This window comes from Rhizobium sp. 01T437, assembly GCF_056398505.1.
On record NZ_JBFTPM010000029.1, the window covers coordinates 20,041 to 37,296 of the forward strand.

Sequence of the window (17,256 nt, forward strand, 5' to 3'; positions counted from 1 at the left end):
GCGGGCATGGGCGCAATGTCCACCGCCTGACAATAGGCTGAGAGCCGAATAGTTCAAGCTACCCTGCCCTCGACGACCAGCCGCCCGCCATCGAGCGTAAGCTGCGCGCCCTCAAACCGACCGCATCAACCCGCCATCAACCTTCAGGCTCTGGCCGGTAATATACCCCGCCCCATCGGACACCAGAAACGCAATGGTCGCGGCCACTTCCGCACTCGTGCCATAGCGCTGCATCGGCACGGTTTCGCGCCGCGCCTCGGTGGCCGGCAGGCTGTCGATCCAGCCGGGCAGTACATTGTTCATGCGGATATTTTCGGCCGCGTAGGTATCGGCAAAGAGCTTGGTATAGGCGGCAAGACCGGCGCGGAAGACAGCCGAGGTCGGGAACATCGTCGACGGCTCGAAGACCCAAGCCGTCGAGATATTGACGATCGCACCCTTCTTCTGCGCCTGCATGATCGGGGTGACCAGCCGCACCGGACGGATGACGTTCATCAGATAGACGTCCATGCCCGTATGCCACTGCTCGTCGGTGATCTCGTTGAGAGCAGCCCGCGGCCCATGGCCGGCGCTGTTGACGAGAACGTCGATGCGCCCCCACGCCGCCATCGCCGCATCGACCAGCCGCTTGAGGTCTTCGTTCGACTGGTTGGAGCCGGTCACGCCGACGCCACCGAGCTCCTTGGCAAGCGCCTCGCCCTTGCCGGAGGAAGACAGGATCGCGACCTTGTATCCATCGGCCGCAAGGCGTCTCGCGCTTTCGGCCCCCATGCCGCTGCCGCCTGCTGTGATAACAGCCACTTTTTCTACTGACATTCCGGTGCCCTCCTGAAGTGATATCGTCGATTGATCGATGTGTGCGCGCACGATACCATCTCCGCCACGTGAGCGCGAACCAGTTCTCCTCTTTTATGGCAGTAGAAAAACTACTTGATGAGCGATATCCCGGGAAAGCTTCCCTCCCTCAATGGCCTCAGAGCCTTCGAAGTCGCGGCGCGCCACCTGAACTTCAGGCTCGCCGCCGAAGAGCTCGGCGTCACGCAGGGCGCCGTCGCCCAGCAGGTTCGCGGGCTCGAAGCGCAGCTCGGCATGGCCCTGTTCGAACGGCTTCCCCGCACGCTGGCGCTGACGGCCGAGGGCCGGCGCTACATCGCCGATATCAGGCGCGCCTTCGAGATCATCGCGCGGGCAACGGACGAGCTGAAGCCGCAGGCGATCAAGCTCACCATCAGCACGACGCCGACCTTCGCCTCCAAATGGCTGATCCCGCGCCTGCCTGATTTCACCGCTCTGCATCCCGATCTAGACCTGCATATTCTGGCGACCGAGCGCATCTCGAATTTCGCGGCCGATGGCGTCGATCTCGCCGTCCGCTATGGCCGCCCGCCCTTCGGGCCGGGCCTGAATGCCGAGCTCCTGTTCGAGCAGGAGGTCATTGCCGTCTGCAGCCCGCTGCTGCTTGCCGGCCGGAATGCACCGCGCACGGCCGAGGATCTCTCGGCCTATCCGCTGCTGCACGATGCCCACAATCTCTGGCCGGAATTCGTCGAGCGCCATCTCACCAACAGCCGCAGCCCCTCCTTCAAGGGCATCAGCTTTTCGCAGACCTCGCACGCCATCGAGGCGGCAATTGCCGGACAGGGCATCGTTCTCGCCAATGGCGGCTTCGTCACCGAGGATCTGGCCAAGGGCCGGCTGGTGCGTGTCTTCGAAGCCAGGCTGCGCGGCCCTTCGGACATCTACCTTGTCTGGCCTCGCTACCGGAAATCTCCTGCGCGGGAAACCGTGATCGGCTGGTTGTTCACTGAGGCGCAGAAGGCAGGCTGAGCACTCGCGCATGGGACCGGCGTCGGGCTGGCGGACGTGAAGAACAACTAGCCCCTTGCGCAGGACGCCGGAGACACCAGATTCAATCTCTTCATTCCCTCCGATAAGCATTGATAATCACAGGCCTATTTAATGTTCCATTTCATTCTCGGGCTTCCCTGGCTGGTCGTCCTCCTCCGCTTCATCCTGCCCCTGCCGTGGATATGGCCTGCCAAGGCCCTGGTTGCCGGCGTGCTCCTGGTCGCCTCCCAGCAGGTGCTGCTGAACCGCATCTCGTCAGGCTCCGTCTTCGCGCCCGAATATCCGCGGCCGCTGATTATCGTGCTGAATTTCCTCTTCGGTGCGACGCTCCTGCTGGCCGTCTTCCAGATCGCGCTGGATGCCGTCTCGCTAGTCCTTGCTCTCGTCGAGGGACAATTTCCGGCCGTGCCCCCCGAGATCCGCTATATCATCGGGCTCGCGGCCTTCGGCCTGGCCGCTTTCGGTGTCGCCGGAGCCGTGCGCATTCCACCCGTGAAGAATGTCGAGATAGCAATCCGGGATCTTCCCGACGCCTTCGACGGCTACCGCCTGCTGCAATTGACCGACCTGCATCTCAGCCGCCTCTTTCCGGCGTCCTGGGCCGAAGCACTCGTGAAGAAGGCCAATGATCTGAAAACCGATCTGATCGTCGTGACGGGCGATTTCATCGACGGTCGCCTCGAAAAGCGCCGTGCGGATGTTGCACCCCTGGCGAAACTCGAGGCGCCCGATGGCATCTTCGCCATCCCCGGCAATCACGAATATTATTTCGGCTACGACGATTGGATGCAGCACGACGCCAGTCTTGGCATGCGCATGCTGATGAACGAGCACGCCGTCATCGAGCGCGAGGCGGGCCGCATCGTCATTGCCGGCGTGACGGATCTTGCGGCCTTCGGCAGATCGATGCCCAATCCCGATCTTGCCGCGGCCCTGAAAGACGCGCCCTCTGAGGCCCCGATCATTCTTCTCGACCATCAGCCGCGAATGGCAGCCGAGACGGCCAAATCCGGCATCGCGCTGCAGCTATCAGGCCATACCCATGGCGGCATGGTGCTCGGCCTCGACCGGCTGGTCGCCCGCGCCAATGGCGGTTTCGTCTCCGGCCACTACCAGGTCGGCGGCATGCAGCTCTATGTCAACAACGGCACCGCGCTCTGGCCCGGCTTTGCGCTCAGGCTGGGCCGGCCCTCGGAACTGACAGTGTTCACGCTACGCAGACGCGCCTGATCCCGCTAAAGGATCGGCGCTCTCGAGCAATTCCGGCAAAAGTTGGAAGAAGTCGGTATTCCCACTTCGCTTGGAAACGCGTTGTCGAGCGGCGTCTCATCCGCATCAATGCTTCCACAGTCGTGAAGCTGTAACCCTCTCCCGCGGAATCCACGTAGCCGATGTTAAGCATGGTATGGTTGTTATACATCGCCCCAATGGGGTTTAAGCCGTTATGTTCGCTCCGTCGTTTCCCGCATCAGGATTTAATTGATTAAGGAACTTTTCTGACGATCACTTGCTCTACACACCCATTTTGAGTCTGCTCGCCAATCTCCACATCAAGATAAAATGCAACCTCAATTAAGAATATCCTCTCGTACAGAATATCCACCCTCGTTGCCGTGTTTTCTTTAGCATTTTTACAGTCAACATGATGAGCGGCAGCAATAAAAAGCTCGTCACTCCTATTTAAAAAGCTGAAATTTTGGTAATTTCCCTTCAAAAAAATCTTGTATAAATCTCGATTTATATCAACAATAACGTTGTTATATATAATGAGCCCTTCAGCAGCGATCAACAATACCAGTAAAAAATCAGTTATTCGGAGTATATTTTTCCGAAAGCTTTTTGAATTTTCGTATCTCGTTGCGGACATAAGTTTTGAATCTCTAATTGGTTATGCGACTTGCGGTGTCGTGTTCGTCAACAACTATCGACAAGACCTTCGGCAGATAGCCAACGCTCAGTTTTATTCTATGTAAATCAGGCCGCGCAAACATCGACAATATCAGTGCCGGCCAACCGCTGGAGTATCAGACGATTCCGTTTTCGCCGGAAAGGCTCTGGGATCCGGCCGCGCGGACCAGCCCGCGAATGCGCTCTGCGACGTCAGGATCGACAGGGTTGTAGACGACCATGTTGAGATCGGGCCTGCCGTCGATGGCAAAGCCCGAATATTCCAGCTCGATATCACCGAGAACAGGATGCCTCAGCCGCTTGGTGCCTTCGCCATGGGCGATCACCTCGTTCTCCTGCCAGATCGCTTTGAACTCCGGGCTGGCGAGGCAGAGTTCCTCGACCAGTTCGGCAATCTCCGAAGTAGCCCCTGCGCGCGCCGCATCCGCCCGGAAGGCGCCGACGACGAAGCGGGCCACTGTTTCCCAGTCATGCTGGACGTTCCGGACGTTGGGGTTGCAGAACAGCATACGCAGGACATTCCGGTCCTCAGGTGCGAGCTTGCCGTAATCGGTCATGACAATGGTGGCCGCGCGGTTCCAGGCAACGATGTCCCAGGCCGCGGTGCGCACCAGCGCCGGGCTGACCTCAAACATATCGAGAAGACGCTGTAGTCGCGGGCTGATGCCTTCGACGGCGCGGTAGCGCACCTCGGGTGGGCGGCCAAGGCCGAGCATGAAGAGATGCTCGCGTTCCGGTTCGGTCAGCATCAGCCCATTTGCGATCCGGTTGAGAACATCGGACGACGGTGCGCCGCCGCGCCCCTGCTCCAGCCACGTGTACCAGGTCGGGCTGATATTGGCGCGCTGCGCCACCTCCTCGCGTCGCAAGCCCGGCGTGCGCCGGCGGCCCGAGAATCCGAACACGGCCGGATCGAGGCGCGAGCGGCGGTCGCGAAGGAAGGTGCCAAGGGGGTTGCCGTCGGTGCTCATACTGTCCCTGTTAGCAATTATAATAGGATAACGTCACTACTTTAACAGCATAAAACATAGCGCAATATTGGCGTCTGTAAAGCCTGTCGCGCAAAAGCGTGAAGCGGTTTTGCGATAACGACATGCGAAAAAACAAGGACTTAAAGCGTGCAGCGGCATGTTTTAAAACAAGGAGATACCCATGCGCATTTTCCTCACCGGCGCCACCGGCTTCATCGGCTCGGCGATCGTCCCCGAACTCCTGAAGGCGGGCCATCATGTCATCGGCATGACCCGCTCGGATGCCGGCGCAAAAGCGCTCGAAGAGGCAGGCGTCGAAGTTCACAAGGGGACGCTGGAAGAGCCTGAGAGCGCCCGGAGCGGCGCCGAAAAGGCCGATGCCGTCATCCACACGGCCTTCGACCATGATTTTTCGCGCTTCGTCGAGAATTGCCAGAAGGACAGCCGCGTCATTGCCGCAATGGGCGAGGCTCTCAAGGGCTCGAACCGCCCGCTGCTCATCACATCAGGCACCGGCATCGGCAATGCCCATCTCGGAGAGCTCGCGAGCGAGGATGTCTTCAATATCGAGCATCCCAACCCGCGCATCGCTTCCGAACTTGCCGGCAACGCGCTTCTGGAAGCCGGCGTCAACGTGTCTGTCATGCGCCTTCCCCAGGTCCACAACACGTTCAAGCAGGGCCTCGTCTCGCCACTCATCGAAATATCGAGGGCAAAGGGCGTCTCCGCCTATGTCGGCGAAGGCCGCAACCGCTTCCCCGCCGGCCACCTGCTGGATGTCGCCCAGCTCTACCGGCTGGCGATCGAACGGGGAGAACCGGGCGCCCGCTACAATGCCGTCGATGAGGAAGGTGTCTCAATGCGCGAGATCGCCGAGGCGTTGGGCCGCGGCCTGAAACTGCCCGTCGTCTCCATTGCGCCGGACAAGGCGTCCGAGCATTTCGGCTGGATGGGCATGTTCGCCGGCCTGGACTTCCCCGCCTCCAGCGAAAAGACCAGCCGCATCCTCGGCTGGAAGCCTGTTGGACCCGGCCTGATCGCCGATCTCGACGCGATGGACTACAGCGCTCTCGCAGCCTGAGCCGAACTTGCCGCCTGCGGGACGTCTTTCAGTCCCGCAGGCGCAACTTACCTTGTCGTCAGATTCCAAGGCCGCCGGCAACATCAATGACGCCGCCGCTCATATAGCCGCCATGCGGCCCCGCCAGATGGCAGATGAGCGCCGAGACTTCTTCGAGCGTTGCAATGCGCCTGATAGGATGCAGGTCCAGAAGCGCGTCAGGCACGCTGTCTCCCAGCACTTCGGCAGACATGTCGGTCGGCATCACGCCGGGCTGGACGACATTGACGGTGATGTTGCGGCCGCCGAGATCGCGCGCGACGCCTTTTGCATAGCCGATGAGGGCAGCCTTCGTACCGGCATAATCGGCAACGCCGGGAAACGGCACGCGCGTGCCGAACAGCGAGCCGATGAAGATGATCCGACCGCCATCCGAAAGCGCCGGTGCTGCCGCACGGGTTGTCGCCACTGCGCCCATCACATTGATCTGCCACTGGCGATCGAGGTTGACCACATCGAGCTCGGGATCATCGACTGTCTTGCCCTGCACAGCGATTGCCGCATTGTTGACGAGGATATCGAGCTTGCCAAAATAAGCGATCACCTTGTCGATCAACGGCTTGGCCGCCGTCATGTCGGCCTGGTCACTCTGGATCGCCAGAGCCCGCACACCCCTGGCCCGCAGCTTTTCCACCACCGCTTCCGCCTTCGCGGCCGAAGCCACATAGCTGATCGCAACATCCGCGCCCTGCGCCGCCAGCGCTTCAGCCGCCGCAGCACCAAGCCCGCGCGAGCCACCGGTCACAAGCGCGACCTTTCCCTTCAAAATCTCAGACATGAGTGTCCTTTCTACCCCGTCCAAGCACCACCCGCCCCTATCGGCAGGTAGAGCAGTTTTTTCGTAACGGTCGTTACCATAATGATTGGTATGAAATGTAGACAAAGCCTGTCAAGTGGTTTAATAACGACCATTATGAAATCGACTGAGTTGATCTGATGGGACGCCATCGCGAATTCGACGTGGAGAAAGTGCTCGATGCGGCGCTATGCGTTTTCTGGCGTAAGGGCTACGAGGGAGCGTCCTATGCTGACCTGACAGAGGCTGCCGGCGTCGAGAGACCCGCCCTCTATTCCGCCTTCGGCAACAAGGAAGCGCTCTTCCGGCGCGCGCTGGATCGCTATTCCGAGCGATATCTGGATTATCTTCCGGAAGCGCTCAAGCTCCCCACCTCACGCCAGGTCGCAGCCCACATCCTCTACAATGCAGTCGACCTCAACACGCGTTTTCCCAATCATGCGGGCTGTCTCGGCATCAATGGCGCCGTGGCGGGATCGGATGAAACCGAACCCGTGCGACAGGCGCTGATCGACTTCCGCGCCGCAGGCCAGGCACAGCTTCATGAGCGCTTCGAGCGGGCAAAGGCAGAAGGCGATCTGCCGGAAACGGCCAACACCGAGGCCCTCGCGGCATTCATCATGGCCATGACCCATGGCATGGCGGTGCAAGCCAAGGCCGGCTTCAGCCGCAACATGCTGAATGCCGTTGCCGATCAGGCGCTTTCCACCTGGCCGACCGGCAATTCCATTCTTCCCGGAAGGGCGTTGCCGTAAACTCCCCGTAGACGTGTCATGCGCCCGATAACCCGCGCTTCAGCCTCTCCTCCAGCGTGCCTGCACTTCAGCTTCGCTTAGCGCAACGCAGTCTTGCCCGATACTGAACGCGGCTCGGGAAAGTTGCGTCGAGGTAAGATCGGTCCTGATGAGAAGAAGCAGCCAGTCGATAATCCGCTCACCGACGACACTTCGCACGTCGGCCGGTCTGTGGACGACACAGTCTTGATAGACGATCTCGCCGCTTTCCAGGGCGATTTCGCAGGTCGTCTTATAGTATCGGCCGAAGCCGAGCTGCTTGGGAATATCCGGGACAGACCAGAGCTGGACCAGAAACTCTCGCTCCGCCCACAGCATCACATCGACATTTGCCATTTGCGCGCTCCGCTTTGCTGGTTCGAATTTTCGGCCGGCAACCTACCCCGCCGCATCCATCTTCGCCCGCACCTCCAGAAACGCCGCAGTCAGCCGCGCCAGAACCGGCGATTTGACTGATCCATTCGCCCCGCCGATCGGGTCCTCGATATGGATCCTCCTGAGATCCTCCATGAACTCGTCCCAGAGCGGCTGCCCGCCCTCCTCCAGCAACTCCGCGCGGATGCTGAGATCCTCGCTGACCGGCAGATGCCTGCGCCCCCAGGCGCCGATCATCGCAAACATCGGCACGAGCTGGATCGAGGCCTCCGTCAGGCTGTAGATCGACTTCTGGCTATGGGAGGGATCGTCGAGTTTGGTGATCAGCCCGTAGGACATCAGCCGCTTGAGACGTGCCGCCAGAATATTGGAGGCGATACCCTCCTCCGACCGCGTCAAGAGCTCGCGAAAGTGACGGCGATTGCCGAACATGATATCCCTGATGATGACGAGGCTCCATCGATCGCCCAGCACCTCCATCGTCAGGTTGATCGGGCAGCCCGACCGCATTTCGATATTCATATCCGACTCCGCGGGAAAAACCAGTTGCATCATAGGATCGGTTATGCAACAACTCAACCGATTTCAAAATGCAATCAGATGGAGACTGACATGACACGTGTACGTGTTGCTGCATTTTCCCTTTCTATCGATGGCTTCGGCGCCGGCCCGGACCAGAGCCTTGAAAATCCCCTCGGCAAAGGCGGCATGGCGGTGCACCAATGGTTCTTCCCCACCCGCACCTTCCGCACCATGATCGGCAAGGACGACGGCACGACTGGCGTTGATGACCAGTATGGTGCGGCAGGCATGGCGGGCTTCGGCGCTTTCATCCTCGGCCGCAATATGTTCGGCCCGATCAGGGGCGAATGGCCTGACGAAGAGTGGAAAGGCTGGTGGGGTCCGAACCCGCCCTATCACGCGCCAACCTTCATCCTAACCCACTACGCCCGCGAGCCCATCGTCATGGAAGGCGGCACCACCTTCCATTTCGTCACCGGCGGCATCGAGGAAGCACTGGAAAAGGCCAAGACCGCAGCCGGCGACAAGGACGTCAAGATCGGCGGCGGCGTCAGCACCGTGCGCCAGTATCTCAAGGCCGGCCTGATCGACGAGATGCAATTCGCCATCTCTCCCGTTGTCCTCGGCAAGGGCGAAGCCATGTTTGAAGGTATCGACCTGCCGGCGCTCGGCTTCTCCGTCAAATCCCACGAGATGACGGAACTGGCTGCGCATGTCGTGCTGTCGAAAAGCAATTCCAGTAAAAGTGCATAGCGGTTTTACGTCCGGAATTGCGCCAGAACAAATATCGAGGTCCGTAATGTCGGCCGCCATGCCGCTCGTAGTCTATCTGCACCCGCTCTCCTCCTATTCCCAGAAGGCGAAAACCGCCTTCTACGAGAAGGATCTGCCCTTCGAGGTAAAACTTCTTGACGGTGCCGAGCCGATCACCTCGGAATTCCAGGGGAAATGGCCGATTAAGCGTTTCCCGATCCTCGAGCATGGCGGCGACTTCATCTTCGAAGCCACCAGCATCATCGAATATATCGACGCGCTCAGCCCCGGCGACCGGCTGCTCGTCCCTCGCGATCCCGCAACGGCCATCAAGGTGCGCATGTGGGATCGCTTCTTCGACAATTACGTCCAATATCCGCAGCAGCGCATGGTCAATGCCGCACTCGGCCGGGAGATGGAGCCTGACGATGGCTTTATCCGCTGGCGCCACGCGCTCGAAACCGCCTATGGCATTCTCGACGCGCATATGAAGGGCCGGCAATGGGTGGCAAGCGACACCTTCAGCCTCGCCGATTGCTCCGCCGCCCCCGCCTTGCTCTATGCCGACTGGGCGCATCCAATCCCCGAGCATCTCCAGGATGCCCGCGCCTATCGCGCCCGCCTGCTCCAGCGCCCGAGCTATGCCCGCGCGCTCGATGAGGCCCGCCCCTACCGCCACCTCTACCCGCTCGGGGCGCCTGTCGGTCGCGACTGAGCGGCTGAGCGCTCCGCTTTCGTGCAGATACCGCGGCAAGCGGTATCGGTGCAAAGCCGCCTTTGTTTGAGAGCTGGGAACGGTAGCATCTGAAGATATCCGGCATTTACCGTAACGTACTTCCGCCCTGCGCTGTTTTTCCCTACCGATCGACCCCTGGCTACTGCACGCAGCCGAGAGCGGGGCCGGCCGGCGGGGACAGCAATGACACTTGCGGATGCGATCACCCTCATTCTGAAAGCCAGCCTGTTCTTGGTCGTCTTTTCGCTCGGGCTGCGCGCGACATTCACGGACATCGCCTATCTCTTGGGCCGTCCGGCGCTGCTGTTCAAATCCATCCTGTCGATGAACATCGTCATGCTCGGTTTCTCCCTTGCCGCCGCCTCCATCTTTCCGCTGCCCGTGCCGCTCCAGATCGCGCTCCTCGGGCTTGCCATGGCCCCGGTTCCGCCGATCCTGACATGGAAACAGAAGAGAGCGGCCGGCACCTCCTCCTATGCGATCAGCCTCTGCGTCACCGCCTCCTTTCTCGCCATCATCCTCGTTCCACTCGCCATCGCACTGGCAGACGCCGTCTTTCACGAGGACTACCGGATGCCCTCCATACGCGTCGTGCCCATCGTGCTCATCTCCGTCATCGTGCCGCTCGTGCTCGGCATGCTGGTCGAGCGCCTCGCGCCCGCCATCGCCGCCAGGATCGCCCAACCGGTCGGAGCACTTGGAACAGTACTGCTCATTCTGGCGGCCCTGCCGGTTCTCTTTGTGACGCTGCCTGCGGTCTGGGTGCTCGTTGGCAGGGGGCTGCTCCTGTTCCTTGCCCTTTTCACCGCTTTCGGCCTGCTGGTCGGCCACGTCCTAGGTGGTCCGCACGCGCATGATCGCGTGGTTCTGGCGCTCGCGACAGGCACGCGCCATCCCGGCGTTGCAATGGCAATCGCCGCCTACAATTTTCCAGATGAGAAGGCAGCCGTCGCGGTCGTGCTGCTGCACGTTTTCATCGGCGCACTGATCGCGATCCCCTATCTGAAATTCGCCCGCGTCAGCGCAGCACCCGCACAAAACCTCGAGAGCTAGACGGACGGCTGGCCGATGTCCCCGACACCGGCCAAATCCAGCAGACATTTAGACCAGCCCCTGGCTGAAGCCGAACTCGCCCTCCGCTTCCGCCGCCTGCACATCCTCGCCGAACAGCATGTCATTGTGCGGCCGGCCGCTGCGAACCATCGGATAGACATTCTCGAGCGCCGCCACCCGGCAGTCGAACAGGACAGGACGGTTGATGGCGATCATCTCCCCGATCTTCGCATCCAGCTCATCCGGCCTCTCGCAGCGCAAGCCTACCGCGCCATAGGCTTCCGCCAGCTTGACGAAATCCGGCAGCGAAGCGGAGTAGGATCGATCCCGGCGATTGCCATGCAGGATCTGCTGCCATTGCCGGATCATGCCGAGCTGCGCATTGTTCAAGATGAAGATCTTGACCGGCGCCTGATGCTGCATAGCCGCCGAAAGCTCCTTCAGCGTCATCTGCACCGAACCATCGCCGACAATGCCGAGAACCAGCCGCCCGGGATGGGCAATCTGCGCCCCGATCGCCGCCGGCAACCCGTATCCCATCGTGCCGAGCCCGCCCGAGGTGAGCCATCGGTTCGGCGCCTCGATGCCGAAGAGTTGTGCCGCCCACATCTGATGTTGGCCGACATCGGTCGTCACGATCGGGTCGAGATCGGTGGTCAGCGCATACAGCCGCTCCAGCGCATATTGCGGCATGATCTCGTCCTGGCGCCTCTCATAGGCGAAGGAGTTTCGCGCCCGCCACTCTTCGATCTCGGCCCACCAGCCCGCGAGCCGCCGTCGCTCAGGCGCTTCGGGAAGCGCCCGCCAGGCTTCAATCATCTCCGAAAGTACGGCGGCCGCATCGCCCGAGATCCCGATATCGACTGATACATTCTTGTTGATCGAGGATGGATCGATATCGATATGGATCTTCTTCGAACCGGGCGAGAACTTGTCGACGCGCGAGGTGACGCGATCGTCGAAGCGCGCGCCGACAGCAATCATCAGATCGCAATCATGCATCGCCATATTGGCCTCATAGGAGCCATGCATACCCGGCATCTTCAGCCAGTTCGGCCCAGACGCGGGATAGGCGCCAAGCCCCATCAGCGTCGAGGTAATGGGAAAGCCCGTCAGTTCCACCAGCTCCCGCAAGAGCCGCGATGCTTCCGGCCCAGAATTGATGATGCCGCCGCCCGTATAGAGCACCGGCCGCTCAGCCCGCGCCATCATCGCAACCGCCGCCGCAATCGCCTCGCGATGACCGCCCGCCTGCGCCTGATAACGCGCCGGCGCCGATATCTCCTCCGGGCCGACATAAAGCCCGCTCGCAAACAGCACGTCCTTCGGCATATCGACCAGAACCGGCCCCGGCCGGCCCGATGTCGCGATCCTGAAGGCGAGATGGATCGTCTTCGCCAGATCATCGATGTGATCGACGAGGAAATTATGCTTGGTGCAGGGCCGCGTGATGCCAACCGTATCGCATTCCTGAAACGCGTCCGTGCCGATCAGGTTGGTCGGCACCTGCCCAGTCAGGCAGACGAGCGGAATGGAATCCATCAGCGCATCCTGCAGCGCCGTGACAGCATTGGTGACGCCGGGTCCGGAGGTCACCAGCATGACGCCGACCTTGCCGGTCGAGCGCGCATAGCCTTCAGCGGCATGGCCCGCCCCCTGCTCGTGGCGCACGAGCAGATGCCTGATCTCGTCCTGCTGAAAGATCTCGTCATAGATCGGCAGCACGGCAGCGCCCGGATAGCCGAAGATGTGCTCGACGCCATTGTCGCGCAGGGCTTGCAGAACTATTTCGCCGCCGTTCATCAGGCGACCGGATGGAGTATTCGCGGAAGTCTCGGGAGAATTTTGGGTAAAGCTAGCCTTATCGCCGGTCATAGCAATTGTTCCGTCGTTGATGGGGTGATTGGGGTGCGACGGGGCATAAAAAAAGGCCCCGTCAGGGACCTTGTGTTCGGCGCATGGGTGGCTAATGCCGGACGGTTACACCGTCCTGCCCATGCGCGATATCACCACGACGAGAACCATTGCGATTTTCATGGGCGTAAGAGCTAACCGCAATTTTGCGCTCCGTCAATCGCATCTGCGCGTTCGGCCCGAACCGCTGTTCGTCTTGTCAGATGTTGATGGCTGATGAGTTATCGATCCGGCTTGGCTGCCGGGGCGTCTCCGGCCCGCAGGCGAAACATGCAGTGCGGGACCGTCAGATCGTCTCCCGTCCCGAAAGCACCTCGATCGAAAGGCTGAAGAAGATCGGCGCGTCCAGCGGCTCATCCGTATCGGCGCCGAAATTGAAAGATCCGGGCTCCCACCAGAAGGCACGCTTTTCCAGAAGCGACCATGCATGGATGCGTTCATCTCGGCGCGCGGGCGTATCCGTCAGCTCCTCGAAACGACCGTGAACGAGGACGCTTTTCCACTTTCTGTCCTGGCCGAGCTCTTCGGCGTGGAAACTGGCCAGGGGGTTTGCCCGAAGCCGGTCGATCTTCAGGCCGGGCATGGAAAACATGAACAGCTGGCGTCCTTCATAGGCGTAGTGAATGGGAACGATATAGGGATATTGCTCACCGCTGCACCCGAGATGGCCAAACATGTGGCTCGCCAGAAACTCGATGCAGGCATTATCGGTCATTTCTCGCAGCTGCATGCTAGCCTCCGGTACTTTAAAGGTCCTGCCGTTGCTGACCCGGCGGGCCGAGCATCAATTTCGCCAGAAGCGCGATCTGCTCCTGCTGCTGGGCGACGAGCGATTTCAGATCGGTATTTCTGAGCTCGTCGAGCTTGTCATGCAGCGCCATGATTTCGATCTCAGCCTTCAGATTGACCTCGTAGTCGTGCGCAGCATCGACCCGGTCTTTGGCGGCATGCCTATTCTGGCTCATCATGATGACCGGCGCCTGCACGGCTGCCAGCATGGAGAGGATGAGATTGAGGAATATGAAGGGATAGGGATCGAAGGCGCGCGTTGCGGCCAGCAGATTGCCGGCGACCCATACTGCAAGGGCGATCCCGAAGAGGATGATGAAGGTCCACGAACCGCCGAATTCCGCCACCTTGTCGGCCAGCCGCTGCGACGGTGTCAGCTTTGCATCGAAGGACTGATTGGAATCATGGGCAATCGCGTGCCGAGAGATCAGTCGCCGGAAGACTGCCCGTTCGCGCTCGGTTAAGAGCTCGAAAGGTTTGCCGAGGTACCTGTTCGCGCCGGAACCGATTGCCTCGTCGGAGATTTCAGCAACAGTGCCGGCCGACATGATATTCTCCCGTCAAATGCACCGGCCGGCACCGGACCACGACAATATGGCCGATCAGCCGCCGGCATTGATCCCAGATTACGATGTCACTACGGATTGCGATGTCACATCGAGGAAATCTTCGATACGCTTCAAGTGGTAGATAACGCGTCTCTTGCGATCGTAGAGCCTGCCCAACAGCGCATTTTCGACATCCAGCGGCCTCCCCGTCAGCCGCAGCCTTTTAACGACGATTTCCTGGCCTGTGATGCGTTGCTCCGCCTTCACGGCGTGGAGCCTTGCGAACCTCAGATCCTTTTTTCCATATCGTGCCGATTGCATATCTATCTCGCCAATCATTTTCGTTATCCGCGCCTGGCCGAGACGCTGTTCTTTGCGGCCATTGCCCCCTGGGAGGTCGACGGCACGAACGTTATGATCCGCGCTTCTGCAGCAGGTTCCCCGCCTGTTCGATGGGTGCCGGCCGAAAGTCAAATTCATACATAGAAAAAACAAATCATAGCACGTTCTTCAATTATTCCCATAAAATAAATATTATATATCGAAATTAGAGACTTTTATAAAATAAGAAAATAAAACAGCAAAGAAAATCGCGTCACACTATACGAACAATCTTCCTTTTGTCTCTGCACGCTCCGGCGACCGCGCAACAATTCTACGTTACAGCGCCTGTGATCTTCGGCGAAAAACGCCATGAAGCCCGTCACCTGGAATTGGGGTGATGTGTGTTGGACTTTCATAGCCGCTAGAGCTATCGCAGACAGGCAGGCCGCCAATCGCGTCTCTGCATCCCCTATTGCTTATGGCATCGGCTGAGCAATATCCGTTGCTGTCGCTACCGGCATGCCGTGCAAACGTTGGCGACAAGATCATCCGATGCCTGCATTCGTCTCATGCATATCGCACGGCGCGTCTATCCATTCCCCAGACTGAACCAGAAGACTGAACCAGAAGATTGCCCCCAGAAACTCAGAGGCCAGAAACTCACAGGAAGGAAGAATGTCATGACCATAAAGACAGTCGTTCTCGTGCATGGTGCTTTCGCCGACGGCTCCTGCTGGGCGAAAGTCATCCCTTTGCTTGCAGCGCGCGGGCTGAAGGCAATCGCAGTTCAAAATCCGCTCAGCTCGCTTGCGGATGATGTGAAGGCAGCCCATCGAGTAATTGAAATGCAGGAGGGTCCCGTTCTGCTCGTCGGCCATTCCTGGGGCGGCGCCGTCATTACCGAGGCGGGCAATCATCCCCAGGTCAAGGGCCTCGTCTATGTCGCAGCCGGCGCACCCGACACTGGCCAGTCCTTCAATGACTGGTGGAAGGACTATGAACCCGCTCCCGGCGCCGCCGAGATCAAGCCTTACGGCGAAGGCTATGTGGCGCTGACGCATGATGGTGTTCGCAAGCACTTCGTTCAGGACCTGCCGGCAGCCGAAGCCGATATCGTTTATGCCACCCAGGGCCCGCTCGCCGTCGCTTGCTTTGGCGCCAAGATCAGCAGGGCTGCATGGCGTTCCAAGCCGTCTTGGTACCTCGTTGCGGCCAAAGACGAAACCATACCGCCAGCCGTGGAACGCGATTCCGCCGCGCACATGAAGGGCGAGACGCTTGTCCTGCAAAGCGGCCACGTCCCCATGCTGTCGCAGCCCGAAGCGGTCGCAGACTTTATCGCCAGTGCCGCGGCCGCGATCGACGCCTGACATTTCCCGGGGGCGTGGCGCCAGCCGCGCCCTCGCGCAGAAATTCGGCTGTTAAACATCCGGGAGCCATGCAGCTTGAAACTTAGGTCTTGCTGATAAAGCTGGTCACACGATCGCAAGCTCTTCGCCCTTACTCCGCCAGTTCCCGCATGACCTTGATGAGGTCTGACTTGCCCTCGAAGCCGATGCCGGGCAGTTCCGGCATGGTGATGTGGCCGTCGATAACCCTTACCCCGTCAGGGAATCCACCATAGGGCTGGAAGAGATCGGGATAGCTCTCATTGCCGCCAAGGCCGAGACCAGCCGCGATATTGAGCGACATCTGGTGGCCGCCATGCGGAATGCAGCGCGAGGGCGACCAGCCGAATTGGCGCAGCACGTCGAGTGTGCGCAGATATTCGACAAGCCCGTAGGACAGCGCGCAATCGAACTGCAGGTAATCGCGGTCCGCACGCATGCCGCCATAGCGCAGCAGGTTGCGGGCGTCCTGATGCGAGAACAGGTTCTCGCCGGTCGCCATCGGCGCATCGTAGAATTCGGAGATGGCCGCCTGCAGCGCATAATCGAGCGGGTCGCCGATTTCCTCGTACCAGAAGAGCGGATAGTCGCGCAGCATCTTGGCATAGGCGATGCCGGTCTCCAGATCGAAGCGGCCGTTCGCATCGACGGCAAGCTGCGCCTGCGAGCCGATCTCTTCGAGAACGGATTCGATGCGGCCACGGTCTTCCTCGATCGAAGCACCACCGATCTTCATCTTGACCACGGTGTAGCCGCGGTCGAGATAGCCGCGCATCTCCTTGCGCAAGGCACTGTTATCCTTGCCGGGATAGTAGTACCCGCCGGCCGCATAGACGAAGACCTTCGGGTCAGCCTCCCTGCCCTTCATGTCAGCCAGCAGCCGGAAGAGCGGCTTGCCCTCGATCTTGGCAACGGCATCCCACACCGCCATGTCGATCGTGCCGACTGCGACCGAGCGCTCGCCGTGGCCGCCAGGCTTTTCGTTTTTCATCATCGCCGCCCAGATCCTGTGCGGATCGAGATTGGTGCCGGCATCGTTCACGAGGCTTTCCGGCGCCGCTTCCAGAATACGATCCCTGAAGCGCTCGCGGATAAGGCCGCCCTGGCCATAACGGCCATTGGAGTTGAAGCCGTAGCCAACCACGCGCCGCCCGTCTCTCACCACATCGGTGACGACGGCCACCAGGCTCGCCGTCATCTTGCTGAAATCGATATAGGCGTTGCGGATCGGCGAAGCGATCGGCTTCGTCACTTCGCGGACATCGATGATACGCATGGCTGTCTCCCAGTCCGGATCTGAGGGCCGCTACCCTCGCATAGGAACAATTTAGGCGAATCCGCCCTCACCATCCAATGCCGATCCGGGTTCCTTTAATGCCGAATCGGCACTGTAAATTTCTCGAAGTATCCATAAATT

General features: G+C 60.1%; 19 protein-coding genes. 8 read left to right on the plus strand and 11 right to left on the minus strand.

The features are described 5' to 3' along the window. Positions 1-111: 111 nt before the first annotated feature. Complete coding sequence (locus AC1DM5_RS32830) at positions 112-816, minus strand: SDR family oxidoreductase (protein WP_477819245.1); 705 nt, start codon at positions 814-816, stop codon at positions 112-114. Between the two features lie 117 nt (positions 817-933). On the opposite strand from AC1DM5_RS32830, the gene gcvA reads away from it, so the two are divergent. After that, positions 934-1,827 (plus strand): transcriptional regulator GcvA, encoded by an 894-nt coding sequence (gcvA, locus tag AC1DM5_RS32835; protein ID WP_477819246.1) that lies wholly within the window; start codon positions 934-936, stop codon positions 1,825-1,827. Between the two features lie 132 nt (positions 1,828-1,959). Next, positions 1,960-3,078, plus strand: a complete 1,119-nt coding sequence (locus tag AC1DM5_RS32840; RefSeq protein WP_477819247.1) for a metallophosphoesterase — start codon at positions 1,960-1,962, stop codon at positions 3,076-3,078. A gap of 253 nt (positions 3,079-3,331) precedes the next feature. On the opposite strand, the gene AC1DM5_RS32845 is transcribed toward AC1DM5_RS32840, so the two are convergent. Both AC1DM5_RS32845 and AC1DM5_RS32850 read right to left on the minus strand, forming a co-directional pair. After that, on the minus strand, positions 3,332-3,715 hold the full coding sequence (locus AC1DM5_RS32845) for a hypothetical protein (protein WP_477819248.1): 384 nt from the start codon (positions 3,713-3,715) through the stop codon (positions 3,332-3,334). Between the two features lie 157 nt (positions 3,716-3,872). After that, positions 3,873-4,727, minus strand: coding sequence for a helix-turn-helix transcriptional regulator (locus AC1DM5_RS32850; RefSeq protein ID WP_477819249.1), 855 nt, complete (start codon positions 4,725-4,727; stop codon positions 3,873-3,875). 181 nt (positions 4,728-4,908) lie between these two features. On the opposite strand from AC1DM5_RS32850, the gene AC1DM5_RS32855 reads away from it, so the two are divergent. Continuing rightward, the gene (locus tag AC1DM5_RS32855; protein ID WP_477819250.1) at positions 4,909-5,808 is read left to right on the plus strand and encodes an SDR family oxidoreductase; all 900 of its coding nucleotides are present in this window, start codon (positions 4,909-4,911) and stop codon (positions 5,806-5,808) included. A gap of 58 nt (positions 5,809-5,866) precedes the next feature. Here the strand turns inward: AC1DM5_RS32855 and AC1DM5_RS32860 are convergent, their stop codons facing one another. Then, entirely contained in the window at positions 5,867-6,625 is a 759-nt protein-coding gene (locus AC1DM5_RS32860) for an SDR family NAD(P)-dependent oxidoreductase (protein ID WP_477819251.1), read from the minus strand. A 158-nt stretch (positions 6,626-6,783) separates the two neighbouring features. Here AC1DM5_RS32860 and AC1DM5_RS32865 point away from each other — a divergent pair, with 158 nt between their 5' ends. Then, positions 6,784-7,398 carry a TetR/AcrR family transcriptional regulator gene (locus AC1DM5_RS32865; RefSeq protein WP_477819252.1) on the plus strand — a complete coding sequence of 205 codons (615 nt, stop codon included), beginning with the start codon at positions 6,784-6,786 and terminating at the stop codon, positions 7,396-7,398. A gap of 39 nt (positions 7,399-7,437) precedes the next feature. Here the strand turns inward: AC1DM5_RS32865 and AC1DM5_RS32870 are convergent, their stop codons facing one another. Together AC1DM5_RS32870 and AC1DM5_RS32875 are read right to left on the minus strand one after the other, a co-directional pair. Then, positions 7,438-7,773: a hypothetical protein gene (locus AC1DM5_RS32870; RefSeq protein ID WP_477819253.1), complete on the minus strand. Its 336-nt coding sequence runs from the start codon at positions 7,771-7,773 to the stop codon at positions 7,438-7,440. 42 nt (positions 7,774-7,815) lie between these two features. Beyond that, positions 7,816-8,334, minus strand: a complete 519-nt coding sequence (locus AC1DM5_RS32875) for a winged helix-turn-helix transcriptional regulator (protein ID WP_477819254.1) — start codon at positions 8,332-8,334, stop codon at positions 7,816-7,818. A 90-nt stretch (positions 8,335-8,424) separates the two neighbouring features. On the opposite strand from AC1DM5_RS32875, the gene AC1DM5_RS32880 reads away from it, so the two are divergent. The 3 genes from AC1DM5_RS32880 (at position 8,425) to AC1DM5_RS32890 (ending at position 10,876) form a co-directional block, all read left to right on the plus strand. Then, on the plus strand, positions 8,425-9,087 hold the full coding sequence (locus AC1DM5_RS32880) for a dihydrofolate reductase family protein (RefSeq protein ID WP_477819255.1): 663 nt from the start codon (positions 8,425-8,427) through the stop codon (positions 9,085-9,087). Positions 9,088-9,145: 58 nt separating this feature from the next. Then, entirely contained in the window at positions 9,146-9,802 is a 657-nt protein-coding gene (locus AC1DM5_RS32885) for a glutathione S-transferase family protein (protein WP_477819385.1), read from the plus strand. A 204-nt stretch (positions 9,803-10,006) separates the two neighbouring features. Next, a complete protein-coding gene (locus tag AC1DM5_RS32890) occupies positions 10,007-10,876 on the plus strand; it encodes a Na+-dependent transporter (RefSeq protein WP_477819256.1) in 870 nt (289 codons plus the stop codon). 48 nt (positions 10,877-10,924) lie between these two features. On the opposite strand, the gene AC1DM5_RS32895 is transcribed toward AC1DM5_RS32890, so the two are convergent. The 4 genes from AC1DM5_RS32895 to AC1DM5_RS32910 form a co-directional block, all read right to left on the minus strand. Then, positions 10,925-12,679 carry an acetolactate synthase 3 large subunit gene (locus AC1DM5_RS32895; protein WP_477819257.1) on the minus strand — a complete coding sequence of 585 codons (1,755 nt, stop codon included), beginning with the start codon at positions 12,677-12,679 and terminating at the stop codon, positions 10,925-10,927. A gap of 397 nt (positions 12,680-13,076) precedes the next feature. Beyond that, complete coding sequence (locus AC1DM5_RS32900; protein WP_477819258.1) at positions 13,077-13,520, minus strand: pyridoxamine 5'-phosphate oxidase family protein; 444 nt, start codon at positions 13,518-13,520, stop codon at positions 13,077-13,079. A 16-nt stretch (positions 13,521-13,536) separates the two neighbouring features. Beyond that, on the minus strand, positions 13,537-14,127 hold the full coding sequence (locus tag AC1DM5_RS32905) for a DUF1003 domain-containing protein (protein ID WP_477819259.1): 591 nt from the start codon (positions 14,125-14,127) through the stop codon (positions 13,537-13,539). A gap of 78 nt (positions 14,128-14,205) precedes the next feature. Beyond that, entirely contained in the window at positions 14,206-14,448 is a 243-nt protein-coding gene (locus tag AC1DM5_RS32910; RefSeq protein WP_477819260.1) for a hypothetical protein, read from the minus strand. 683 nt (positions 14,449-15,131) lie between these two features. Here AC1DM5_RS32910 and AC1DM5_RS32915 point away from each other — a divergent pair. Further along, positions 15,132-15,821 carry an alpha/beta fold hydrolase gene (locus AC1DM5_RS32915; RefSeq protein ID WP_477819261.1) on the plus strand — a complete coding sequence of 230 codons (690 nt, stop codon included), beginning with the start codon at positions 15,132-15,134 and terminating at the stop codon, positions 15,819-15,821. A 130-nt stretch (positions 15,822-15,951) separates the two neighbouring features. On the opposite strand, the gene AC1DM5_RS32920 is transcribed toward AC1DM5_RS32915, so the two are convergent. Beyond that, entirely contained in the window at positions 15,952-17,115 is a 1,164-nt protein-coding gene (locus AC1DM5_RS32920; RefSeq protein WP_477819262.1) for a mandelate racemase/muconate lactonizing enzyme family protein, read from the minus strand. Positions 17,116-17,256 lie beyond the last annotated feature (141 nt).